Origin of the sequence: Pseudoalteromonas rubra, assembly GCF_005887095.1 — a bacterium.
GTDB classification, from domain to species: domain Bacteria; phylum Pseudomonadota; class Gammaproteobacteria; order Enterobacterales; family Alteromonadaceae; genus Pseudoalteromonas; species Pseudoalteromonas rubra_E.
This window is the reverse complement of the sequence record NZ_PNCI01000001.1, coordinates 125,146-149,320: the sequence shown is the minus strand read 5'-3', so window position 1 is coordinate 149,320 and position 24,175 is coordinate 125,146. Positions and strand designations below refer to the sequence as shown.

The 24,175-nt window shown below is 46.8% G+C and carries 17 protein-coding genes; 6 read left to right on the top strand and 11 right to left on the bottom strand.

Annotation, left to right across the window (positions count from 1 at the left end; all coding sequences use genetic code 11):
- Positions 1-61: 61 nt before the first annotated feature.
- The 9 genes from CWB99_RS00590 to CWB99_RS00550 form a co-directional block, all read right to left on the bottom strand.
- Positions 62-1,162, bottom strand: a complete 1,101-nt coding sequence (locus CWB99_RS00590) for a DUF418 domain-containing protein (protein ID WP_138551923.1) — start codon at positions 1,160-1,162, stop codon at positions 62-64.
- The gene (locus CWB99_RS00585) at positions 1,162-2,379 is read right to left on the bottom strand and encodes an EAL and HDOD domain-containing protein (protein ID WP_138551924.1); all 1,218 of its coding nucleotides are present in this window, start codon (positions 2,377-2,379) and stop codon (positions 1,162-1,164) included. Before CWB99_RS00585 ends, CWB99_RS00590 begins: the two co-directional genes overlap by 1 nt.
- Positions 2,380-2,536: 157 nt before the next feature.
- Positions 2,537-4,078, bottom strand: a complete 1,542-nt coding sequence (locus CWB99_RS00580) for a glycogen synthase (RefSeq protein ID WP_138551925.1) — start codon at positions 4,076-4,078, stop codon at positions 2,537-2,539.
- Positions 4,079-4,088: 10 nt separating this feature from the next.
- Positions 4,089-5,390, bottom strand: coding sequence for a glucose-1-phosphate adenylyltransferase (glgC, locus tag CWB99_RS00575; protein ID WP_138551926.1), 1,302 nt, complete (start codon positions 5,388-5,390; stop codon positions 4,089-4,091).
- Between the two features lie 31 nt (positions 5,391-5,421).
- A complete protein-coding gene (locus tag CWB99_RS00570) occupies positions 5,422-7,905 on the bottom strand; it encodes a glycogen/starch/alpha-glucan phosphorylase (protein WP_138551927.1) in 2,484 nt (827 codons plus the stop codon).
- Positions 7,898-9,997 carry a glycogen debranching protein GlgX gene (gene glgX, locus CWB99_RS00565; protein ID WP_138551928.1) on the bottom strand — a complete coding sequence of 700 codons (2,100 nt, stop codon included), beginning with the start codon at positions 9,995-9,997 and terminating at the stop codon, positions 7,898-7,900. Before glgX ends, CWB99_RS00570 begins: the two co-directional genes overlap by 8 nt.
- Complete coding sequence (glgB, locus tag CWB99_RS00560; protein WP_138551929.1) at positions 9,991-12,225, bottom strand: 1,4-alpha-glucan branching protein GlgB; 2,235 nt, start codon at positions 12,223-12,225, stop codon at positions 9,991-9,993. Before glgB ends, glgX begins: the two co-directional genes overlap by 7 nt.
- Positions 12,222-14,204: a 4-alpha-glucanotransferase gene (malQ, locus tag CWB99_RS00555; protein WP_138551930.1), complete on the bottom strand. Its 1,983-nt coding sequence runs from the start codon at positions 14,202-14,204 to the stop codon at positions 12,222-12,224. Before malQ ends, glgB begins: the two co-directional genes overlap by 4 nt.
- A gap of 5 nt (positions 14,205-14,209) precedes the next feature.
- Positions 14,210-14,512, bottom strand: coding sequence for an isoamylase early set domain-containing protein (locus tag CWB99_RS00550; protein ID WP_138551931.1), 303 nt, complete (start codon positions 14,510-14,512; stop codon positions 14,210-14,212).
- A 465-nt stretch (positions 14,513-14,977) separates the two neighbouring features.
- On the opposite strand from CWB99_RS00550, the gene CWB99_RS00545 reads away from it, so the two are divergent.
- Positions 14,978-16,891 (top strand): putative bifunctional diguanylate cyclase/phosphodiesterase, encoded by a 1,914-nt coding sequence (locus CWB99_RS00545; protein WP_138551932.1) that lies wholly within the window; start codon positions 14,978-14,980, stop codon positions 16,889-16,891.
- A gap of 15 nt (positions 16,892-16,906) precedes the next feature.
- On the opposite strand, the gene CWB99_RS00540 is transcribed toward CWB99_RS00545, so the two are convergent.
- Complete coding sequence (locus tag CWB99_RS00540) at positions 16,907-17,335, bottom strand: Lrp/AsnC family transcriptional regulator (protein WP_138552029.1); 429 nt, start codon at positions 17,333-17,335, stop codon at positions 16,907-16,909.
- Positions 17,336-17,513: 178 nt separating this feature from the next.
- Between CWB99_RS00540 and CWB99_RS00535 the strand changes: the two genes are divergently transcribed.
- The 5 genes from CWB99_RS00535 (at position 17,514) to CWB99_RS00515 (ending at position 23,124) form a co-directional block, all read left to right on the top strand.
- Positions 17,514-18,719 (top strand): aspartate aminotransferase family protein, encoded by a 1,206-nt coding sequence (locus CWB99_RS00535; RefSeq protein WP_138551933.1) that lies wholly within the window; start codon positions 17,514-17,516, stop codon positions 18,717-18,719.
- A gap of 33 nt (positions 18,720-18,752) precedes the next feature.
- Positions 18,753-19,787 carry an arginine N-succinyltransferase gene (astA, locus tag CWB99_RS00530; RefSeq protein ID WP_138551934.1) on the top strand — a complete coding sequence of 345 codons (1,035 nt, stop codon included), beginning with the start codon at positions 18,753-18,755 and terminating at the stop codon, positions 19,785-19,787.
- Between the two features lie 130 nt (positions 19,788-19,917).
- Entirely contained in the window at positions 19,918-20,721 is an 804-nt protein-coding gene (locus CWB99_RS00525) for a DUF1338 domain-containing protein (protein WP_138551935.1), read from the top strand.
- A gap of 271 nt (positions 20,722-20,992) precedes the next feature.
- Positions 20,993-21,826 (top strand): polyphosphate kinase 2 family protein, encoded by an 834-nt coding sequence (locus tag CWB99_RS00520; RefSeq protein ID WP_138551936.1) that lies wholly within the window; start codon positions 20,993-20,995, stop codon positions 21,824-21,826.
- Positions 21,826-23,124, top strand: a complete 1,299-nt coding sequence (locus CWB99_RS00515) for a DUF2252 family protein (protein WP_138551937.1) — start codon at positions 21,826-21,828, stop codon at positions 23,122-23,124. Before CWB99_RS00520 ends, CWB99_RS00515 begins: the two co-directional genes overlap by 1 nt.
- Here the strand turns inward: CWB99_RS00515 and CWB99_RS00510 are convergent.
- Positions 23,110-24,051 carry a ribonuclease Z gene (locus CWB99_RS00510; RefSeq protein WP_212748492.1) on the bottom strand — a complete coding sequence of 314 codons (942 nt, stop codon included), beginning with the start codon at positions 24,049-24,051 and terminating at the stop codon, positions 23,110-23,112. The genes CWB99_RS00515 and CWB99_RS00510 overlap by 15 nt on opposite strands.
- Positions 24,052-24,175: the final 124 nt, after the last annotated feature.

Sequence of the window (24,175 nt, the reverse complement as noted above, 5' to 3'; positions counted from 1 at the left end):
ATAAAAGAAAAACCCAGAAAATACACTGCACAAACTTCACGATAAACTGCCTTTTTTTGTGTTACGCACGGCTCAGATACCCTACGCAACGCTTCAATATGTACTCAGCCGGACCCGATTTTTTGGCCCTATCAAGCAGTATAGCCAAAATCACTTGCCCCAGCGTAAGGTTCAGGAAAAACAAGAAGTAATCAACACGGGTAAATGAGAGTCGGCTGTCCGGAAAAACAAAATGAAAAAAACTTATTCCGATGACCGTTTGGGTTAAGTAAAGCGTCAAAGAATAACGTCCGACTATCGCCAGCATGCCGCTCAGGGTCGGTATGTTCCTATTTATGGCCTGGAGCAAAACTAAATAACACAGTGCCATAGGGATGGCTGCGAGCCAGTTTACTGTTTCGAGTACCTGTCCAATAACCGACTCTTTAACCAACCAAAGGAGCAACGAGATACAAATACTGGCCCACCATGCCGCCCATAGCCACTTCCGGGAAAGTAATATTTTCTGTGTAAACCACCCTCTTTCATACAGCTCCATACCCAACAACATTAATCCGAGTGTATTCCATAACGTGGCAATGGGGATGAGTAAAATCATCATAGTGAAATTGCTCATATTCTGGCTCAGTAACTCGTTGTAGGTCAGCGGCAAGGTATCCATCACAATGGCATATTCCACGCTCGTCCGATCTATAGCGGGTTCACGCACTAGATAGCTGAGCACAACCAATAAACCCACAGGCAAAACGGTCAGTAGGCCAGCTGCAAACAGTCTCTGTTTTGATTCTAACCACATCAGAGCCAGCAATCCTGACAACGCGTAGTTTAGCAAAATGTCTCCGGGCCATAGCAAGTACCCATGCAAGATACCAAACAAAGCGAGTATGCAGAGCCTGGTTTTTATAGGGAAAAGGCGGTGAGTGCTATGCTCATATCTCTTAAACTGGATCAATAAAGCGGCGCCAAACACCAGGCAAAACAAGGTTCGAAATCGCCCATCAGCCAACACAGTGGTCAGAAAAGATAACACCTGTTCAAACAGTTCTGTGTCGACAGGAGGAATATAGCCATACGAAAAATTGGCCATAAAAAACAGGTTGGTCAGGCTCAAACCAAGTAAAGCAAACCCCCTAACACTGTCAATAAATGGATTTCTCAACATTAATACACATGATCACGATACATATCAGCCCAAGTAACGGCCGACGCATGGAACTCGGGTAAGCTTTCGTCTGGCATATTGAGTAATGCACAGGCTTCTTGTAATGCCCACCAGCTGCCACTCTCATAGGCTTTCACGACATTCAAAATGTAATACAACGTGTTTGATTTACCTAACAGCGCGTCGTGAATTATTTCTGGAAATGGCAAACGTCCCACCAACAACTCCATTGGCTTATCTAAAATTGCATCAAGCAATGAAAACAGCCCCGTCAGAAAACTCATACTTGCAATACCTGGGGCGATCTGCTGGGCAATCAGCTCACAAAAGCGTGAACGAACAATACTCAGACGGGTCAGCTCGGTTGGCTTGTTCGTTGCTACATGTGCCGTCATGATAAGATTTACAAACTTGAGCACGCGCTCATTCCCCAGATAAACAAGCGCCTGTTTCAGGGATTCAATGCGGCTTTTTATCGGAAAGACACCAGAATTTATCAGACGTAGCAGCTTGTAGGCCAATGCTGTATCCTGGGCGAATAGCTCGGAGATCCGCCCCAAATTCATATGAGGTTTCAGCACTTCGGCATAAATCAACATGACTATGGCATAATTAATTTCGATGTCCTGCTGGGATATCATGGTTGGTTTTGCAAAAAAGTAACCCTGGAAAAATGTAAAGCCCATCTTTTTCGCTTGCACGAACTCTTCTTCAGTTTCTACTTTTTCGGCGAGTAACTTGAGGTTTTTGCGCTGCTTTAGTTGCTCTACCAGCGGGGCTATTTTATCCAGCGGACTTTCAACTAAATCAAACTTAATGAGTCGGACCAACTTAAGGAAAGGTTCCCAATCTTTGGAATATGTGAAGTCATCCAGCGCCAGACGATAATTATTATGAAACAGTTGTCTCACTCTTTCATAATTATCCTTCGTTGGGGGAATGGTTTCCAGTAATTCGAGGATCACATCACTGCTTGGTAGGAAATGCGCAAGCTCCTGATTCAGCGACTCTTCACCGATATTGATAAGTGCCTTCTTTCCCGACGTCAGATAGCGGGTACCCAGATTAAGTTGGTTGTCCATAATCAGCCTGGCTGTGGCGGCATCATCAGCAATGTTGGGGAAGCAATTTTGTTTACCATCACGAAACAGCAATTCATACGCAACCACCTGTTTCTTTCGATTAAAGATGGCCTGCCTTGCCACAAACACTTTCAAATCATTGCTCCCAGCTATCTACTGCTCAATTAATAGCACTTTTGTTTTATTAGCTTGTTCTATTGGGGAATATTTTAACCCCATTTCATTAGAAAAAAAATCAAACTAAAACATTAATGTATTAGAATAGTCGATAGCTGAGTGAGCAGGCAAACGCCTACTCATACAATTTCTCTATATACTGGCTTGCAATCGTACCCCAGCTGAAGCGTTGTGCCCCTGCATTTGCTTTGATCTCAAGGTATTTCTGAGGGTCATCTCTGTGTATATCAAGCGCTTGCCCTAAACATTCTAGCAACTGCTCAGCTTGCTCTGATAAGTTGTCGCCACCGAATAAAAACCCTGTTTCACCATGTGTTATGGTGTCTCTCAAACCGCCCACCTGATGTGCCAGACAGGGTTGTCCCGCTCGCATAGCCAACATTTGACTAATGCCGCATGGTTCAAATGAGCTAGGCATCAGGAATAAATCGCCAAGTGTGTAGAGGTGATCTCCCAAAGCTTGCCCATATCCTTGTAAGTAAAGCACATTCTCATTACGGGCCATCACCTGAGTAAATAGGTATTCCAGATGAGGATCACCTGATCCCAAAATAACCAGTACGCCCCCATACTCATTAATCAAAGCTGCAACATGATCAAGAATGAGCTGTCCATCTTTTGGTTGCCTGAGCAACAGAGCTTTCTGATCCGTCAGGCGCCCGACACTGGTGATGAGCGGTCTGCGAAATACTGATTGCTGACGCCACTGAATGACTCTCTGATGAGCAATATAATGGGCCGGTTTAAGCGTGCCTCCGTTTGCCATCCAGACAAACAGCGCTTGTTCCGCCAGATCACAGTATTGATGCAAAGAGATGTCAGTTGCTTCGTCTGATGATGCATCATAAGTACACCCATTCAGAATTCCCGCCAGCCTTCCAGTTCGATCCGCGGCCTGCATATCATGCTCTAGCCCTTCCCCACCAAAAAACCCCCTTTCATGATCACTACTGAGTTGCACTTCCTGACAATAAGTAGGAGAAACCAGATGAACTTTGTCTGAGAGGCTTATTGCTGCCCGCATCGGATTAAAACAGTGAGGATATACATGATCACAAATCTGGCTGCCATCATAACTTAACGTCGGGAACCAGGATTCCAGACTGGAATCATCATGCTTGAAAGGACGGATCCCCTGCAGGGCCAGGTTGTGTACTGTGTAAACCGTTTTAATCTGTTTCAGATTCACAAACCGCGGACTAAAGGTTTTTAGCACAGCAACGACCGCTGCATGCCAGTCGTGTAAATGAAGTACATCGACAGGCCCAATCATAGTATGCTCAAGCAGCTCACTTACTGCAGCGCAAAACAATGCAAACTTATTCGCATCTGTTGCAAAAGGCTGATCACCATCATTGCAATAAATTGCGCCATCATGCTGTGAGAACAAAGAGTGCGAAACCACATATTGATCTACACCGGCGTCACTGGCTACCCGCCACAAAGTGGCAGTTTCCAGATGCTGCTTGAATGGCACTGCGATGTCTGCCACAAACGTCCGGTTTAGTGCATACTGACCGTAATCAGGCACAATCACGGAACAACGCACTTGCTGTGTTGCCAGTGCATAAGGGATGTCACGGATCACATCCGCAACTCCCCCGACTTTACAATTAGGCAGACGGTCGTTCTCCGCTGCCACCATAACTACGTGCATGCTTGTCCTTTTACGCTGTTTCCTGGGTTTGCCCTGCTAACAGCCGCTGTTGCTTTTCTAATGCAGCTAGCATATCACGAGTCACCAGCACGATGCCTTTTTTAGACACTCTGAAACCGTTTCTTTCATCTTGTGCCCTGTCATAGCCAATTTCCATTCCCTCCGGGATATGACAGCTTCGATCAATAATCGCATTTTTTATGCGACAGCCACGCTCTATCACCACACCAGGTAACACAACCGCGCCTTCAATCTCACAGTATGAATGAACATGGACATTCGAAAACAACAAAGATTTACGCACTCTGGATCCTGAGATAATACAACCGCCAGATACCGTTGAATCTACTGCCATACCGCGACGCTCGTCATCATCAAAGATGAACTTCGCCGGTGGTAACTGCTCTTGGTAAGTCCAGATTGGCCAGCTCGGGTCGTACAAGTCAAGTTGAGGCTGAGGTGAAACCAACTCCATATTGGCCTCCCAGAATGAATCAATTGTCCCTACATCGCGCCAATATGGCTGTCCTGGGTGACTGGGGTCACGAAATGGAAACGCAAATACATTATGCTCTTCAATGATTGCGGGGATGATATCATGACCAAAATCACGGCCAGAGCCTTCACGCTCAGCATCTTCTTTTAGCTGTTCAAAAAGAAACTCTGTATTAAAGACATAGTTCCCCATAGACGCAAGACACAAACCGGGTTTACCCGGGATTTCACTGGGCTTAGGTGGTTTTTCATCAAAGCGCCTGACCCGCTTATTTTCATCTACCGTCATCACACCAAATGTATTTGCAGCATCCTCACAGGGCACTTCAATACAGCAAACGGTCATATCTGCCCCGGTTTCAACGTGCTTAGCAAGTAATGCACCGTAGTCCATGCGGTAAACATGGTCGCCGGACAAGATCATTACATACTTAGGCAGTTCATGACGAATGATGTCCATATTCTGGAATACGGCATCTGCGGTGCCACAGTACCACTCGTCGCCGTAACGCTGAGACGCTGGCAATATTTCTACCGACTCACCAAGCTCTTTCTTAAAATGACCCCAGGCACGATTAACATGTCTGATTAAAGAGTGAGATTTGTACTGCGTGGCTATGCCGACTCGGCGGATACCCGAGTTAATACAATTTGATAACGGAAAGTCTATTATTCTGTGTTTGCCTCCAAAATACACTGCGGGCTTAGCTCTCCAGTCGGTCAGCTCGTGCAGCCTGCTACCACGACCACCTGCCAGTATCAGTGCATACGTTTCTCTGGTCAGGTTACTAATATATCGGTTTGCATAACTGGGCATTCATAATCTCCATTAAAAGTCTATCTACGATCTACTGCATTGGGGTTAAGCGCCAAATATCGTCACAATATTGTTGAATAGTTCGATCGCTAGAAAAACTGCCACTAGCGGCCGTATTAAGTATGCTCATTCGCAGCCACTGCGACTGGTCCTGATAGGTTTCAGCGGCACGTTGCTGAGCTTCAAGATAGCTGTCAAAATCGTGCGCAACCAGCCAGGGGTCGTGGGGACTGCGAATAGAGGCAATGATGTCGTTAAAAATACCAGGCTCAAACAAGTTAAAATGACCACTTTCTAGCAAAGTCATCGTATTGCTCAAAGCCTGGCTGGATTGAATAATGGCATTGGGGTCATAATGCTGACGGACCTCGTCTGCCTGCTGAGCGGTGGCACCAAATAGAAAGAAATTATCTGCCCCAACCTGCTCTCTGATTTCGATATTTGCACCATCCAGGGTGCCTATGGTCAGCGCGCCGTTCATCATGAACTTCATATTGCCGGTTCCTGATGCTTCCTTACCAGCCGTTGATATTTGTTCTGACAGATCGGTTGCTGCGCAAATCGTCTCCATCGCTGTGACATTATAATTGGGGAAAAACGCAACTCTTAACAATGGACTAGCCTGTTCGTCTTTATTGACGACGTTAGCGACATTGTTAATGAGCTTAATCACTTGTTTGGCCATGGCGTAACCGGGCGCTGCCTTTCCGCCGAAAAGCACACACCGTGGTACCATGTTTTGTGTATCTCCGCGACGAATACGGTCGTACAGAGAAATAACGTGTAATATGTTTAATAGCTGACGCTTGTATTCGTGGATCCGTTTAACCTGAACATCGAACATCATCTTGGCATCAAACTCAACGCCACACCGCGCTTTAACAAGTTGCGCCAACTTACGCTTGTTACCTTCTTTCACGGACTGCCACTGTGCCTGAAAAGCCCTGTCATCGTAATAACGTCGCAAAGTCTTGATTTCAGCAAAATCAGCTTGCCACTGCTCACCAATTTTACTGGTAATTAATTTAGCCAGCGCCGGGTTGCAATAAGCCAACCAGCGTCTGGGTGTTACCCCATTGGTTTTGTTGTTAAATTTAGCAGGCCAAAGCTGGTAAAAGTCATGGAATAGTCCTGATTTGAGTAATTCAGTGTGCAGTGCAGCAACACCGTTTACCGAATAGCTACCCACTATCGCCAAATAAGCCATGCGGATCTGAGGGTGATCCCCTTCTTCTATCAAGGATAATGCACGCTGTTTTTCCATATCTCCCGGCCACATAAGTGCCACTTCAGATAAGAAACGCGCATTAATTTCATAAATAATCTCAAGTAACCTGGGCAACAGACGTGAAAACAAGGAAACTGACCACTTTTCGAGCGCCTCAGGCAACAATGTATGGTTAGTGTACGCCATAGTCGAGGTCGTGATCGACCAGGCAACCTCCCACTCCAGTTCATGTTCGTCGACCAGCAGACGCATCAGCTCAGCCACTGCGATACTTGGGTGTGTATCGTTAAGCTGGAACACATGCAAATCGGCAAATTCACTGAAATCATCTCCATGTTGTTCTACCCACTGATGTAGTATGTCCTGCAAACTGGCACTGGAAAGGAAGTATTGCTGCCTAAGCCTGAGTTCTTTCCCATTTTCGCTACTGTCGTTTGGATATAGCACCATAGTGATCTGCTCTGCCAAATTCTTTTTGGCAACCGCTTCAGAGTAACTTCCGGCATTGAACTCTTTTAGGTTGAACTCATCCGTAGCCTCTGATTTCCAGAGCCTCAGTGTGTTCACAACCCCATTTCGGTATCCGGGGATCGGCACATCGTAAGGCACCGCCAGTACATCCTGAGTGTTCACCCAGATACGATGAGAGCGACCTTGCTTGTCCTGATGGGCCTCAACATGGCCAAAAAACTTAATTACTCGGGATTGCTCTGGTGCTGGCATTTCCCAGGGATGCCCCTCACGTAGCCAGTTGTCCGGATGTTCAACCTGGAACCCTTGATCCAGCGACTGATTGAACATGCCATATTCGTAACGGATCCCATAACCAATCACGGGCAAAGCAAGCGTTGCACAGCTATCCAAAAAACACGCGGCCAGACGACCCAGGCCTCCGTTCCCGAGACCAGCATCATGCTCGGCCTGTTCAACGTATTCAAATTCAGTGCAGTATTCTTTGAGTGCATCACGAGTTTGCTTTTCCAGATCAAGGCTGAGTACTGCGTTACCTAATGCCCGCCCCATCAAAAACTCCAGCGACAGATAGGCTGCTCGCTTACACTTGTTGTCTGCCAGGTATTGGTTCGTCGCTCTGCACCTGGCCACCAGCCGATCTCTGACTGTCAGCGCCAGCGCCTGAAATAAGTAGTGCTTTGAATCTCCAACTTTGTCGCGCCCCAGGGTATAATAGAAGTGTCGCATCAGATCATCCGCTAGCGTACTTTCGTCCAGCTTTGGGGCTTCCTGCCAATGCTTTACAACACACACATTTGACGTTTTCTTAGTCATTCTTGAGATCCTCGTTAAGAGATTGGTATACCCAGGCACTGTGTGCACTCAGGGTTTGGGTCTGGTGGCCATTATCTCCGGTTTCAGTAGGGTGTACTGAACTCAGTAACAGCTTCCAGGTTGCGCCTGGAATCGCGGGTAGCTTAACCTCCAGATCGTCGTTTCCGGCGTGCAGTATCACTAACAAATTTTGCTTCCTAAGCGTATCTGTCAGCATATAAATGAGCGTTTTGTTGTGGCTGTCATGCCAGTCACCTTCAGTCATAGGCGTTGCATTTTTACTGAACCAGCTAATATTGAACCGCTCTTCTTTGGTATGGATATAAAATGGATGATGGAATATGGCGTAATCACACCTTAATTTCTGAAGCTGAGACATTAAATCGCACAGAACACTGGCCTCATCTTTAGCGCCCCAATCAGTCGACCTTTGGCTTAGGCCTACGCGCTCAACAATACTCCCAGGCCAGTCCAGCCAGTTAATTTCATTGTCCTGACAGTAGGCGTTGTTATTGCCCTGCTGTGAGTGGCCAATTTCAGTGCCGGCTGCCAACATAGGTACGCCTTTGGACATCATCAGTGTAATGAGCGCACTTTTCTGAATTTGAAGCCTTAAAGAGAGGATATGTTCGTGTTCTGTCTCACCTTCTACACCACAATTAAAAGAGATGTTTTCGCTGTGACCATCGCGATTATCTTCTCCATTGGCAAAATTGTGTTTTTGTTCATAGCTCACCCAGTCCGCCAGCGTAAATCCATCATGGCTGGTAAGAAAGTTCACGGAATTGAGCGGCCCACGCTGGTTGTGTTCAAACAGCTCATGTGAGCCATGCACCCGCTTAGCCAACTCTGATAAAGTCCCTGCATCGCCACGCCAAAAACGCCTTACCGTATCCCGATATTTGTCATTCCACTCGCGCCAGGGTGATGGAAAACCGCCAAGTTGATAGCCTCCTGGTCCCACATCCCAGGGTTCTGCAATCAACTTGACTTTGCTCAACACAGGGTCCTGTGCAATGACCTGTAAAAATGCATGATGCTGAGTAAAGCCATGTTCGGTCCGTGCCAAGATCGTAGCTAAGTCAAACCTAAACCCATCCACCCCCATATATTCAACCCAGTATCTTAGGCTATCTACAACCAGTTTTAGAGTATAAGAATCGTCTATATTCAGCGTGTTGCCACACCCGGTGTCATTAATATAGTTTGCCGGCTCACCCACCATACGATAGTAGCCCGTGTTATTTAATCCTTTAAGTGACAACATCGGGCCATCCATTCCCCCTTCTGCTGTGTGGTTATAAACCACGTCCAGGATCACTTCTATTCCGGCACGGTGTAACTCACGCACCATCTGCTGGAATTCTTTGATTTGTCCGTCAACCAGGTAGGCTTTATGGGGGACAAAAAAACTCAGTGAATTATAACCCCAGTAGTTTTTTAACCCTTTGGCTGTTAAGAACTGCTCTGAAATAAACGCATGACAAGGAAGTAGCTCGAGCGTTGTGACGCCCAGGTTGGCAAGGTGCGCCACAAAATTGCTATGGCTCAGCCCAAGAAACTTGCCACGCAGATGCTTAGGCACAAACTCACATTGTTGCGTGGCGCCTCGCACATGGCACTCATAAATCAGGGTTTTGGACCAGGGAATACAAGGCCTTGCCCCGTCATATCTGGGTATATCTTCAACCCTGGACTTGGGCATATCCACTGCGTTGTCGCTGGTGTTGAAGGTGCCAACTGGCAAGTGACAAAAGTGTCGCTCACTCCAGGTAAACTCGCCCTGAAAGTCTTTACAATAGGGATCTAACAGCAGCTTGTGATGATTAAATAGCTGCCCTTTGTCTGGATCATAGAGACCTTTGACCCTGAAGCCGTATAATGCACCTGCCCGTAGTGGAGAGACGAATACCGACCACAAGCCGCCCTCGTGACGATACATAGTAAGCGCGGCGATTTCGCTGTGCCCGCTTTGATCAAACAGACACAACTGCACCTCAGTCGCATCTGGGGCATATACAGCGAAGTTCACACCTTGTTCGTGCAGTGAGCTACCTAATGGAGCAGATTGGCCTCGGTGCGACGTTAACATGGTTCATCTGTACCCAGGTATTGTAAATACACTGTGCTCAATGGCGGGATCGTAATTTCTATGCTGTGCTCAAAACCGTGACACTTCATTGCTTTGCTCTGAAGCATTTGTTGTCGATGTGCAACCACTGTTATACCACTGCCATATAAATCAGTATCATCCGAGTTGAACACGACCTGATATATACCCGCCTGTGGGACACCGATCCGATAGCTGTGCAAAACCTGCGGCGTAAAATGGCTGACCACCAGCATCAGATCTGCCCGCGACTTGCCGAAACGGGCAAAGCTTAAAATCGATTGTTCACCATTGTGACAATCTATCCACTGAAATCCACACGGCGAGTTGTCAAGCTCAAACAAAGCCGGAGAGTTAGTGTAAAGGTGATTCAACGACTTAATTGTCTGATATATACCTTTGTGCGCTGGTGACTCCAGTAACGTCCAATCCAGCCCTGAGTTATGATCCCACTCCGTGCGAGGAGCCAGTTCACTGCCCATGAATAAAAGCTTCTTACCTGGGTGCGCATACATAAAAGCATAATAGGCGCGCAAATTGGCGAATTGTTGCCAGTCATCACCTGGCATTTTACTCAAAAGTGCACCTTTGCCATGTACGACTTCATCGTGACTAAGCGGTAAAATATAGTTCTCCGAGTAAGCATAGGCCATTGAAAAAGTCATTTCATGATGGTGATATTTACGATGAACTGGGTCTCGCTGCATATAGCTTAGGCTGTCATTCATCCAGCCCATATTCCACTTATAACCAAACCCCAACCCATTGTGCTCTACTGTTTGAGTCACACCTGGCCATGCTGTTGACTCCTCAGCAACCATCATAATATGTGGATGCCGGCCATATCCGCGTGTATTCACCGCTCTGATGCAGTCTATCGCCCCCAGATTTTCTCTGCCACCAAACTGGTTTGGGACCCATTCACCATCTTTACGAGAATAGTCCAGGTAAAGCATAGAGGCCACGGCATCGACTCTTAGCCCATCAAGTTTAAATACGTCCAGCCAGTAGTTTGCATTGGAAAGTAAAAAGCTCTTAACTTCTGGTCGTTCGTAGTTATAAATATAAGTATTCCAGTCTGGGTGAAAACCCTGTCGGCTGTCGGCATGTTCATAAAGGTGTGTGCCATCAAAACGATGTAATCCATGTGGATCAGAGGGAAAATGCCCTGGTACCCAATCGACCAAGATGCCCAGGTCCAGCTCAGCACACTGCTCAATGAAATAGCGGAAATCTTCAAGGCTACCAAACCGGCTGGTTGGCGCAAATAATCCCACAGGCTGATATCCCCAGGAACCATCAAACGGATACTCACTGACAGGCATAAGCTGAATGTGAGTAAACCCAAGTTCTTTCACATAAGGCAGTAAATCATCAGCCAGTTCACGATATGTCAGATAACGACCATTTTCTTGAGCTCTGCGTTTCCACGACCCTAAATGCACTTCATAAATTGTGATGGGCGCATCAACAGCGTTGCGCTTACGGCGCCGCTCCTGCTCCTGCTGGGTGAGAGGCAGATTATGCTGCTCAGGTTGAATAACACTTGCGGTACCGGGGGCTTGTTGCATTTTGATAGCGTATGGGTCGGCGCGTTCAGTGACAACGCCATCTACGCCAACAATGGAGTATTTATATCCCTGCTCGCCTGTGAGATGCGGAACAAACAGATCCCACACGCCACTGGCTGGGTGAAAGCGCATAAAATGCTGAGTGGACTGCCAATGATTAAACTCACCTATCACAGATACACTGCGTGCGTTCGGCGCCCACACACAAAATTGGGTACCTGCACATCCCTGATGTGAAATAGCGCGGGCGCCAAAATGCAAATGACCGTGCTCTAACGATCCTTCGTTAAACAGGTACATGGCAGCCTCGTCAAGCGCACTGCTAAAGTCATAAGCATCCCGGGTTGTAATCGTCGCTTCCGGGTATTCGATTCTCAGCAGGTAACCAGATGAAACTGGTTGGTCAAACTGCGTCACAAACAATGCAGAGTCGTCTATTCTGTGTAGCTCGGTCACTTGTTTGCCATGTATCACAGAGACCGACAATGCACCGGGCACATATACTCGGATAATGGAACCCTGCCCGGCACTATGTAAACCGAGAAAAGAGAAGGCATCACGAAAACACCCGGCTTTCAGTGCCGAGATTTGTGCTGCATAGTCGTAGGTAATAATGGGCGCTTTACTCGCTGAATTCATGCCTGCTCTCTGATCCTTTTAATTTCTGTCATTAGGTTGCTGTTTTGTTTAATTGTTTGATCTGCTTGTACAGCCAAACGACGGCGCCAGTTGGGATACTCCCGGTCTGTGCCTGGGATGTTGACGGGTAGTAGCTGCTGCTCAAGGTCGTCCAGCTGGATAGCCAGTAATTTGCTCGGACTCGCTGCGAGCTTTTTAAGTACCGCACAGTAAACACGCATAGCGTCGCTTTTAATCTGCTCCACTTGCTCTGCACTCAGCTCAAGCCAGGACAACAGGCGCTCTTTATCTTCATTTCTTGTCAGCGCCATCTGCGCGGCTTCTTGTTCATTACATAGTTGGTATTCTTTTCTGAGATCCACATCCATGCCATTCCACCACGCAAAAAATGGCGCAACATCATGATTGGCAACCATTAGTAATGTATCAGAGCGATACTGGTGAGTTGGCTTGAAATCACCTCTCTGATCTTTGGCAAAATACATCAAAATGTTGCCATAGAGATTTGACTCTTCCATGGCGGTTGATATCTCAGGCGGCACTATGCCCAGGTCTTCTCCTATCACCATGGTCTGATTGAGATGAGATTCAATCTTCAATATGGCCAGCAAATGTTCAAACGGATAGTAAACATAGCACCCACTTTGCTGACCGTCGGCTTCAAAACACCACCACAAACGCCGAATAGCCATAACGTGGTCAATGCGCAGTGCGCCAACGGACATCATGTTGCTCCGCACCAGTGAACGAAAATAGGCATACCTATCTTGTTTCAAGGTGACTGGATTCAGGGCTGGAAGCCCCCAGTTTTGACCTGATTCGGCCCATGGATCCGGTGGCGCGCCAACATTAGCCCCCTGTGCAAATAGCACGTCATTTTGAGCAAACTCATGCCCTTCTTTTGCACACCCCACAGCCAGGTCATTGATCAGCCCAATCACCATCCCAGATGCCTTAGCATGCAACTGACAAGCACTCAGCTGCTCATATGCGAGCCACTGAAAAAACCATTCTCGCTCGCTAAGAAAACTCAGGTCTAACGCCTGTGTTCTGCTTAGTTTAAACGCTTCTACCGCAGAGCTAACTGCTTGTACACCTTGGCATTGCTCAAACAAATGCGTTAACTGACGGTACTTCACCTCAGCTACAGCGCAATAGTCGATGTAGTCTTCATGATGGCTGCTCTGAGCAGGCTCATCACTCGTTTCAACAACCAGATGATAGTCCTTGCTTAGCAATTCAACGGACCAATCCAGTGCAATGTACAAAGGATTAATCAAACAACGGTGCGAAGGACTATATGGACTTGCCCGTTCTGGTTGCGCTTCAAATAGCAGGTGAAGTGGATTAAGCAAAATGAAGTCACACTGATTGACAGCAGCACTGCTTATCAGTTGATATAGGTCCCTAAAATCGCCTATACCTGAATTACGTGCACTGCACAAAGTGTACAGCTGAACCGACAGGCCAACTCGTTTTTCGTGGTCGTTTTCTATTGCGTAGCAATGTGGTGGCACTGACCACAGTTGCGTAGTTTTTGTCCCAAACGGCCCTTCAATTTGCATTTCAAAATAGCCAGCAGGCAGCTGGCCTAGCTCAACTTTTACCTCAAGATAGGTTTGACCTTCATATCGATAGTCACCGCACACTGGTGCTTGTGACAATCCAACAGTGACAGACAAAGACAGCTCAGGAATACGAATAACGATAGAGTCACTCAGAAATGATTCAGGTACCTTTAACGAAAACTTGCCACTGTTGGCATCAGCCAGTGTCACCTCTTCGACCACATTGAGCCAGGGCATGACATCAAGATTAAAGTTCAGCTCATCAACTTGAGCGCCATTTTCGGTGTTTACACCACAGCAGCGTAGCGCGCTGAGCCTTGTTTGGTGATCGAAATAGACATGTTCACCATTGTATTTAGTGTAGTCATAGCCTATTCCATGCAGGTAAAACAGCTGATCCAGCCCTTGCATTGTGCTTAACCCTGTTTATGTGTATCGACAATGCTGTTCTGCGTCCCAAAACCATTTGGCACATAGCCATCGGCCTGCTCGTCATTGTCCCAGTATTCACCATCAATTAAATATCTAAAATGATACTCATGCCCGGTTGGTAAACGGTGCTTAAGCTTAAATCGTTTGTCTTTTTTATGGAATTTCATCGCCAAAGGCTGCCAGTCGTTGAATTCTGCAACTAACTCAACTTTAAGAGCTTCCGGATGAGTGATTTCAAACGTGACTTCCGCTTCGCTTTTTGTTTTGAAAAAACGCTTAGTTAACATTGTGGGCTCCAAAAAACCGCTAGGTTGTTTATCCTTGCCACAGTGCCGTGCCCGTTACAGCTAGACGAACGGTTGCTGTGAAACTACAAAGCATAATTGCTCATTGTCTACATACAGTGTGTACGCTTCATTACAGTACAATGACAGTCCAGTCTTGCACAAATGTGGTGATTTTCACTTAGAAAGCTGGCACAACTGCCTGTATATTAGTATACGGGCAATAAACGCGCCAAAACTTGTTAAAAAGTTAGGTGAGAACTATTCTCGTGTAAAGTGAATTTAATTGATACTTGATCTCAAACACATCACCGCAGTATTAATAAATTAGAATACACTGAGGCACTGAGCTGCGATTAAGATCACCCTGAATTAGGTGTAAAACATGTCATACTTAGGGCTTATTTATAGTATACTTACTGCTCCTGGCAGGGACGAATTTCATTAGGTAGGTGGATACGCTCAATCATGCAAAGTGTTTTTAAAAATATAGCAACCTGTATTGTCTGTTTTGTTGTGATTGGCATCGTCATTAGCCTACTGTTTACAAAGCATGTGGTTGACGTACAAACTGGTCGCACCACTGTGACGGTGCACAAACAGCCATTAAGCGCGCAGATTGAGCGCGCGCCTTGGTATGGGTTTCTATTCCCCGATCAACGGTTTTTAGATGTAAACAACCAAACACATGTCTTGATTAAACAAGATAAAATGGGTACGGCTTCGGTGACTGTCAAGCATGTTTTAACGCGTGTGCTCTCTTCGCCCGTTTTATTGTTATTGATTATGGTGATGCTGCTACTCACTTTGACCAGATTGCGCGAATTAAGACAGCAGCACACGCGAACCAAAGCGCTATCAGATATCGACCGTGACCTGCAAGACATCATTGGTAACCTTGAGATAGATTACAAAGCCCTACCAATTGGAGGGTCAGTGGCCCAGATAAGCCATGCCGTTCATACCATAGCGAGCAATATCCAACGTATAAAAATTAAGACCGACAGCCATGTCTTCCAGGATAAACTGACCAAACTGATAGACCGCCACGCTTACATTGAGCACATCAGCAATGAGTTGGCGATGGCTGAGCAACAGCAAAGTAAGTGTGGCTTATTATTTATCGACCTGGACGGATTTAAGCAGGTGAACGATTCTTTCGGTCACAGCTTTGGTGATGAAATATTAATTCAGGTTGCCGAGCGTTTATGCCAGGTAGTACGCCAGTATCAGTTGCAGGCACTGCATGCCGTACACGGACTTGACCAAAACCTGTCGAGACTTGGCGGCGATGAGTTTTCCATATTTATACCTGACTTGAAAGATACAGGGTTTTGCACTGAAGTGGCGCAGACCATACTGGGCGAAATTGAGCGTGATTTTGTTCTGGGCAACAAACTGGTAAAAATCAGCGCAAGTATCGGTATTGCGGTGTACCCAGACAGTGCAGCGACCCCAAATGCTTTGCTGCAGATGTCTGATGTAGCTATGTATCGCGCAAAAACGGATGGCCGGGGTATCTTCCGAGTTTATTCGCCGGAAATGGGTAACAAAATCAGACGCTATCATTATTTGCTGGAAGAGTTACGACTGGCCATTGCATCACAGAACTTCCACCTGTCGTTTCAACCCATAGTCCATGTGGAAGACTGCTCAATTGATTACTTTGAAGCTTTGGCTCGTTGGCATCATCCGATTGAAGGGCTTATTCCTCCTTCTGAATTTATTCCTATTGCCGAAGAGTCGAATCTTATATTGGACCTTGGTGACTGGATTTTACTGGAATCTTGTCGCCAGATGTCAGCCTGGCACAATGCGGGAATGAAACGAGTACGTATCTCGGTCAATGTCTCTGGGATCCAGCTCAAACACCGTGCTATTTTTGATTGGGTGATGGCTGCTTTAGAAAAGACAGGCCTGCCTCCCACCTCTTTAATGCTGGAAATTACAGAGTCAACGCTTATCACCGCAAGCAATGAAATCATTGCTCAGCTGGAGCGCTGTCGTGCAGCGGGCGTGACCATTGCTATTGATGACTTCGGCACTGGGTTTAGCTCACTGAGCACTTTGGCAGACTTACCAATTGATGTGATTAAAATTGACAAGCTATTTATTTCTCAGGCCAAGGACAATCCTAAGTATTACAAGATACTCAATTCAATCAGCGAGCTTGGTGCACAGCTGGACCTTAAAATTGTTGCCGAAGGGGTCGAGCAGGTTGACCAGTTTGAACTGGTCAAACAAATGGGCATACGCTGTGTTCAGGGCTACCTGGTCTCGCGCCCCGAAACCTCGAGCCGGGTGGGTAACAAAGTGCTTAAAAGTAACATGAATCACATTGCTTCTACGGGAACCAGTGTGTGGCTGCCTGAATCCAGTTAAGCCAACACGAGCTCTCTAGCGCTTAAACTTGGTTTCCAGAATCACCGAAGAAGTCGTACGTTCAACCCCTTCCAGATTCCCTATGTCGTCGAGCAGCTGACTCAGCTGTTCAAGACTTTGTGCTTCCACCTCTGCAATCATATCGTATTCGCCGCTGATGGCGTACAAAGCCGAGATGTTATTGATCTGCTTGAGTGCATTGTTGGTTTGTGCGGTCAGTTTTTGTCTGACCTTAATAGACACATGGGCAGCAACCTGAGACGCCTGATATTGTCTGCCCAGCTCAACACTGTAGCCCTGGATCACCCCATTTTGTTCCAATTTTTGTAAACGACTTTGGACCGTTGTTCTGGACATATCAAGCGTTCTTGCCAGCTCAGAGATACTGGCACGGGCATTTTTCCTCAGTTCAGAAAGTAAACGTTCGTCTTGTGAATGGATCATTGTGAAAAATTCAATCGTCATTTTGACCGCTATTTTAATCATTTTATTTATTTTTGCACTGCAAATTGACAACACAACGCGTAATAATGACAAAAAAGCGGGGAAAGCGAATTCGTCTGTTGCAGATGAGCGCCTAATTCAGCCCTAAGAAGTAAAGATTTATTAAGAGGAAGTCATCATGCAAGTGAATCGCGAGTTGTTTAACGAAGTAATGGTACCAAACTACAATCCATCTGAAGTGATCCCAGTAAAAGGGAAAGGTTCACGTGTTTGGGATCAAAAAGGCGACGAGTATATCGACTTCGCAGGTGGTATCGCCGTAAACTGTCTTGGCCATTGTCACCCTGCTTTGGTTAACGCGCTGAAAGAACAAGGTGAGAAAATCTGGCACCTGTCTAATGTGATGACCAATGAACCAGCTCTTCGCTTGGCGAAAAAACTAACAGACGCCACTTTTGGTGAGCAAGTCTATTTTGCCAACTCAGGCGCAGAAGCCAATGAAGCAGCACTGAAACTTGCACGCCGCTGGGCAATTGATAACTATTCAGAAGAAAAAACTCAAATCATCGCATTCAACAAAGGCTTCCACGGTCGTACATTTTTCACGGTTACCGTAGGTGGTCAGGCTGCATATTCAGATGGCTTTGGACCTAAGCCACAAGATGTGACCCACGTTGATTACAATGACCTCGAGACCTTTGCCAAGCTGATCTCGGACAAAACCTGTGCAGTCATGATGGAACCACTTCAGGGTGAAGGCGGTATTATTCCACCTACCAAAGAATTCATTCAGGGCGTACGCGAATTGTGTGATAAACATAACGCATTGCTGATTTTTGACGAAGTTCAGACGGGTGTTGGTCGTACCGGTGATCTATATGCATACCAGGGTCTGAACGTAACACCTGATATCCTTACTACGGCTAAAGCACTGGGTGGTGGTTTCCCAATTGGTGCAATGCTAACAACTAAAGACATTGCTAAACACCTGAAAATCGGTACTCATGGTTCGACTTACGGTGGTAACCCACTAGCCTGTGCGGTAGCTGAAGCAGCATTCGACACTGTTAATGATGAGCAATTACTGGCAGACGTAAAACGTAAAGAGCAACTATTCCGTGACGGTCTGGCTGCAATCAACGAAAAGTACAATGTATTTAGCGAAGTACGTGGTAAAGGGCTACTGCTTGGAGCAGTTCTGAACGACAAGTTTAACGGTCGCGCCCGTGACTTCCTGGTTGCCAGCGGCAAGCATGGTTTGATGGCACTGGTAGCAGGTATGAATGTGGTTCGATTCACACCATCACTGGTTATTCCGGACGAAGATATCCAGGCTGGTCTGGCTCGCTTTGAGCTGGCAGTCGCGGATGTTGTGAACGGTTAATGGTGAGGGGCGCGAAAGCGCCCTGTTTAAACTATGCAAGTACTCAGACCAATTTCAGAAAAAGATTTTGCGGCTTTAAAAACCATCGCCATCGAGTCTGGCCACGGATTCACGTCCCTGCCTGTTGATGATGACTTACTAAGCAGTAAAATTGCGCGCTCAGAAAACAGCTTTGGAAAAACTGTCGGCTTGCGTACCGACGAAGGCTATTTGTTTGTACTGGAAGACAGCAACAGTGGTGAAATCTTAGGCACCACTGCAATTGAAGCTGCGGTTGGCATGCAAACCCCACTGTATCACTATCACCTAGGCAAAACCGTTCACCATTCGCGCACCCTGAATGTTTACAACACAGTCGATATCCTGACTATGTGTAATGACTACACGGGTGCGTCAGAGATCTGTACCCTGTTCCTGAGAGAGCCATTTCGTCAGGGTCTGGCTGGTCGGTTTTTGTCACGTACGCGCTTTAACTTTATGGCTCTGCACGCCGAACGCTTTAGCGATACCGTGATTGCCGAAATGCGCGGCGTCAGCGATGAAGACGGGCATTCACCCTTTTGGCAGTGGTTGCAGGAGCACTTTTTCAGCATTGAATTTCCTCAGGCGGACCATCTGGTTGGGCTCGGCGATAAAGTATTTATCAGCGAGCTTATGCCTAAGTACCCAATCTATGCAAACTTACTGAGCAAGAAGGCACAGGCAGTGATAGGTCAGGTGCACGAAAAAACCAAGCCAGCCCTGCGACTCCTACAAAAAGAGGGGTTCGAACACCGTGGCTATGTTGATTTATTCGATGCAGGTCCAACTGTCGAGTCCAGGCTGCACAACATTAAAACAGTGCGTGAAACTAAACGCGGTAGCGCACGCATCGTCAGCTCAGCTGAACTTAACGCAACGGGAAGCGAAACCTGGTCTGTTTCTAATTGTCGTTTAGCCGACTTTAGGGCTACTTTTGCTACTCAAGTTGGGTGGTGTGGGAACTCCAGCACGTTCAAAATAAGTGCAGACATTGCAGCAGCACTTCAAGTCTGTGAGGGCGATGAAATCAGCGGGTTTATACTCTGAAACACATTTGTACATCAGGTTATTTGACAACCCAATGCCATCGCCTGATGTAACAACCGAATTAAACGTTTGCGTCGTGCTTAGTCGTAACATTTAACGCGGCTGGGCCGCCATTTTAAGGATTGTCATTATGCACAACAATGTAGATAGCTTATTTGAAAAACTATGGAATAACTACCTAGAAGTTACTCCTTCTGCTGTTAAGGTTCACGAACTACTTGGTTCTACACAGCAAGATGACGTGATCAACGATCATATTGCACTGCGTACCTTCAACCATGAGAAAATTGGTCTGGAAAAACTGGCTGCTCATTTCAAAGCAGTAGGCTATACAGAGTGCGGTGAATACCACTTCGAAGCTAAAAAACTGTACGCTAAACATTTCGAACACAGCGACCCGACTAAACCAAAAGTATTCATCTCTGAGCTGTTGGTTGAGAAGTGCTCTGAAGCGCTTCAAGCCATTGTGAATGAGCTTGTTGAGCAAATCGATGAAAACGCCGTCACTGCAGACAACTTCCTGTACTCAGGTACCCACTGGCAGGTCAGCCATGAAACTTACAAACAACTCCTGGCCGAGTCTGAGTACGCAGCCTGGATGGCAGCCTGGGGCTACCGTGCTAACCACTTTACAGTCAGTATTAACCACCTGGGCAACTTCGAGACTATCGAGTCCGTAAACCAAGCGCTGAAAGATGCTGGATTCGAACTCAACGCATCGGGTGGTGAAATTAAGGGCTCGCCTGAGGTCTTGCTTGAGCAGTCATCGACTCTGGCAGATCACCATACCCTTGCTTTCAGCGATGGTGAATTCAGCATTCCAAGCTGTTTCTACGAGTTCGCACTGCGCTACAACAAGCCAGATGGCGAGATCTACACGGGATTTGTTGCCGCATCAGCCGACAAGATTTTCGAAAGTACTAACGCGCGTTAAGCGTATATCACAGTAACTTGTCAAAGCAGCCAATCGGCTGCTTTTTTATTGTCAGTCAAATCTAATTCCCTTGCCAGATCAATACTCCAAAGCAAAAACTATGTCAGTATGTGGCTACACACCGGTTGTTTCAGGGCAGATTACAGGTTAAGTTTTCTGTTGTCGGATAATGACCTTAACGAAACTGTCATTTATGTGGGCTAGCGTAGAAGCTGTGTAGCTGACAACGTGTCGCGGTCATGACAGTATAAACTGCCAACGAGGTGCAGCTGTGAATATTGAACCAAAGTTAAGTGTACTATTGAATCGCAAAATCACGGTTAAGGCACCGTTGGAACATCCTGCGCTGGATGACAAAAAAGCCTATCGTCAGGCACTCAAATACTGGCAGAATGAGCTGCTACATGTGCAACAAGCGTATTACCACCAGGGCCGCAGGGCGCTGATTATCTTTGAAGGATGGGATGCCGCCGGTAAAGGCGGCGCCATCCGCCGTATAACTGAACGCCTGGACCCTCGGGGTTATCAGGTTTTTCCCATCAGTGCACCAAAAGAAGAAGAGCAAGGCAGACACTATCTTTATCGTTTCTATAACAAGTTGCCCAAAGCCGGAACGCTGACTATTTTTGACCGCTCCTATTTCGGCCGAGTGCTGGTAGAACGTGTTGAAGGGTTTGCGACACAAACGCAGTGGCAGCGTGCTTACCAGGAAATCAATGAATTTGAACGCCTGCTCCATGACGACAACGTCAAAGTGGTGAAACTATTCCTACATATCAGCGCAGAAGAGCAGCTAAAACGCTTCGAAGAGCGGCTAAACAACCCCTACAAACGCTGGAAATTGACAGAAGAAGATATTCGAAACCGTAATAAACGCAAAGAGTATGAGCAAGCTATAGATGACATGTTTACTCTAACCGATACCGAACAAGCTCCCTGGCACCTGATACTGGCAGAGCACAAGTGGTACACCCGGGTAGAAGTACTAAAAACGCTGGTCAAAACGCTCAGTGAGGGTATCGATATTACACCGCCTCCGGTTGACCCAAATGTGGTTAAACTGGCAAAAGAGCACTTAGGTATCAAACATAAGAGGAAGGACTAATGGAAAGAGCAGATGTACTTGGTCAATATTTTGACCACCATGATGGTACACACCCAAGCATGACTTTGCCTAAACACAGCAAAATGGCATCGAGCGCATTTCGTTTTTTCCGTGGTAGCGCGCCTTTAATGTACAGGGACATTGCCAATGGCATCATTACATTACCACAGCCGCTGTTTGAGTTACCCCTGACTTATGTTCAGGGAGATTGCCATGCCAGTAATTTTGGCTTTTTGAGTGAGGAAGGCTCTCATGGTGAGACATTGGTTTTTTCGCCCAACGATTTTGATGATGCCTGTATTGGTCATGCAGTTTGGGATCTGCTGCGCTTTTTGGTCAGCATACCGCTTGCCCAGCAAGAGGGTGCCTTGCTTCAGAGCACCAGCGATGATTTGAAGCTTAGGCAAAAGCCGCTGGCGGACTCAACACAAGTTAATCAGGCCCAACAGACTTTCATTGACAGCTATGTGGCTACCTGCCAAGCCTCATTGCGGGGAGAAAACAATAATCAAAGTGCCCTCACCGAGTTCAGCCAGGAGCATATATTACACAAGCGTTGGCAAAAGGGGTTGCAGCGTTTGGTCGGGGGTGTGGCATTTAACCTAAAAAGTAGCCTGGCCAAAGAAGTAGACCTCAACACTACCCCTCTTAGGTTTAAGGACAATGGTGAGAAATTCTCTCGCCTTCATGAAGATCTGTACAATACCTTGGTCGAATATTTCCGCCCATATGTTGACGACGAGATAGTCGATTGCGTTGAGCGCATTGATGCTGGCACGGGGTCGAATAATCTCAAACGTTATTACTTACTGGTAGGTCCAAAATGTTGCTCTTCAGCCGAGCTATACCACATAGTCGAAGTCAAGCAGCAAAGACTCGCCGCCCCCTTACATTACAACGCCGACCTGAGCCCAACAAACCGGCTCAATCATGCTCATCTAACGGTCAATTGCCAGCGTCAGATGCAGCGCAGGCCCGATCTGGTTCTGGATGATGCGTTATGGCAAGGAGTCCATTGGCTAGTACGTTCCCGCCATCATGCCCGCGTTGGCATTGATCCGGAGCACATTGTGTTAGGCAAACGTGCCGCCGAGCGCAATGGCTTGAGTCAGTATACAGAAGCCTGTGCCACAGCCCTGGCCTATGCACATATGCGTGGCGACCGTCGCTCATTGATGTTCCAGCAAGTTGTCTGTGACATCATACCTGAGTATAAAACCGAGCTAATCGCGTCAGCAAACCAATATGCAAGTCAGGTTGAACAGGACTGGGGTCTATTCTGTTCACTCAGAAAGTAGTCTTTTAGGGATAGACACCACCAAAGAGTCGTAAGCCAGATGCAATGTACCCTGAAAATAGGCTCTGGCTTCCTGCTCAAGTGCATCCAGCATGCCTTCACCATGATATCTGACACTAAAATGAGTCAGAGTTAGTGCCCTGACGTTTTGCTGCTGTGCAAACTGCGCAACCCGTTTCGCATCGCTATGCCCTGTATGTGTGCCAACCCTCATAAGATCAGAATGGGTAAATGTTGCCTCATGAACCAGCATGTCAACATCAGCACAATAAGGAGACAGCAATGCTGGCTTTTCGTTATCGCCACAAATGATAGCCACCCGCGGCCGCCAGCTTGGAAAGGCATAAGTGTCAGCACGCAGTCGTCGCCCTGCAAAATCGACATCCAGGCCCTTTTGCAGCAAGTTGTAGTGTGGGCCGCTCTCAACACCGTCATTCGCAAGTTGGGACACTCTCAATTTACGAGGGATATCGGTTTCTGTGATTTTAAACCCGTAGCTTGGAACTCTATGTTTCAGCTTGATAATTTCAACCTTACAAAACTCAAAACACACTAACTGATCATTTTGCTCAATTGGCATCGTATACAGATTAAAAGGTAAAGCCACTTGAGTTACGGTCAGTGTTGACATAACAAACTGGATGACCGCCTGAGGGGCAATAAGATGAACGGGAGCTTGTCTGCCCGACATGGCCATAGACGCCAATAAGCCGGGCAAGCCATAACAATGATCACCATGCAAGTGGCTGATACAAATCACACTTAAGTGATAAGGGGATAAGTCGGACTTGAGAAGCTGGTGCTGAGTTGCTTCTGCGCAGTCCACCAGCAACCAGGATTTGCTTTTGTCGAAACTGACACCGGTTGCTGACATGTTTCTGCTCAGACTCGGGCTTCCTGATGAAGTCCCCAAAAAATGTAACTGCAAAACAACTCCTAAAATGCGGTCAGAGACATTGATCCTGCCACAGCTTAGGTTACAGTGGAACCAGGGCCAGTTGAATTCAGTTAGGTTGGCTGCACTGCCCTGGTCGAAGGAAGTTGCAAACCCC

Coding starts and splice junctions, on each gene's coding strand:
- astA (WP_138551934.1), top strand. CDS start 18,753: ATGCAAGTACTCAGACCAATTTCAGAAAAAGATTTTGCGGCTTTAAAA.
- CWB99_RS00535 (WP_138551933.1), top strand. CDS start 17,514: ATGCAAGTGAATCGCGAGTTGTTTAACGAAGTAATGGTACCAAACTAC.
- CWB99_RS00540 (WP_138552029.1), bottom strand. CDS start 17,335: ATGATCCATTCACAAGACGAACGTTTACTTTCTGAACTGAGGAAAAAT.
- CWB99_RS00515 (WP_138551937.1), top strand. CDS start 21,826: ATGGAAAGAGCAGATGTACTTGGTCAATATTTTGACCACCATGATGGT.
- CWB99_RS00545 (WP_138551932.1), top strand. CDS start 14,978: ATGCAAAGTGTTTTTAAAAATATAGCAACCTGTATTGTCTGTTTTGTT.
- malQ (WP_138551930.1), bottom strand. CDS start 14,204: ATGCAAGGGCTGGATCAGCTGTTTTACCTGCATGGAATAGGCTATGAC.
- CWB99_RS00550 (WP_138551931.1), bottom strand. CDS start 14,512: ATGTTAACTAAGCGTTTTTTCAAAACAAAAAGCGAAGCGGAAGTCACG.
- glgB (WP_138551929.1), bottom strand. CDS start 12,225: ATGAATTCAGCGAGTAAAGCGCCCATTATTACCTACGACTATGCAGCA.
- CWB99_RS00525 (WP_138551935.1), top strand. CDS start 19,918: ATGCACAACAATGTAGATAGCTTATTTGAAAAACTATGGAATAACTAC.
- CWB99_RS00580 (WP_138551925.1), bottom strand. CDS start 4,078: ATGCACGTAGTTATGGTGGCAGCGGAGAACGACCGTCTGCCTAATTGT.
- CWB99_RS00590 (WP_138551923.1), bottom strand. CDS start 1,162: ATGTTGAGAAATCCATTTATTGACAGTGTTAGGGGGTTTGCTTTACTT.
- glgC (WP_138551926.1), bottom strand. CDS start 5,390: ATGCCCAGTTATGCAAACCGATATATTAGTAACCTGACCAGAGAAACG.
- CWB99_RS00570 (WP_138551927.1), bottom strand. CDS start 7,905: ATGACTAAGAAAACGTCAAATGTGTGTGTTGTAAAGCATTGGCAGGAA.
- glgX (WP_138551928.1), bottom strand. CDS start 9,997: ATGTTAACGTCGCACCGAGGCCAATCTGCTCCATTAGGTAGCTCACTG.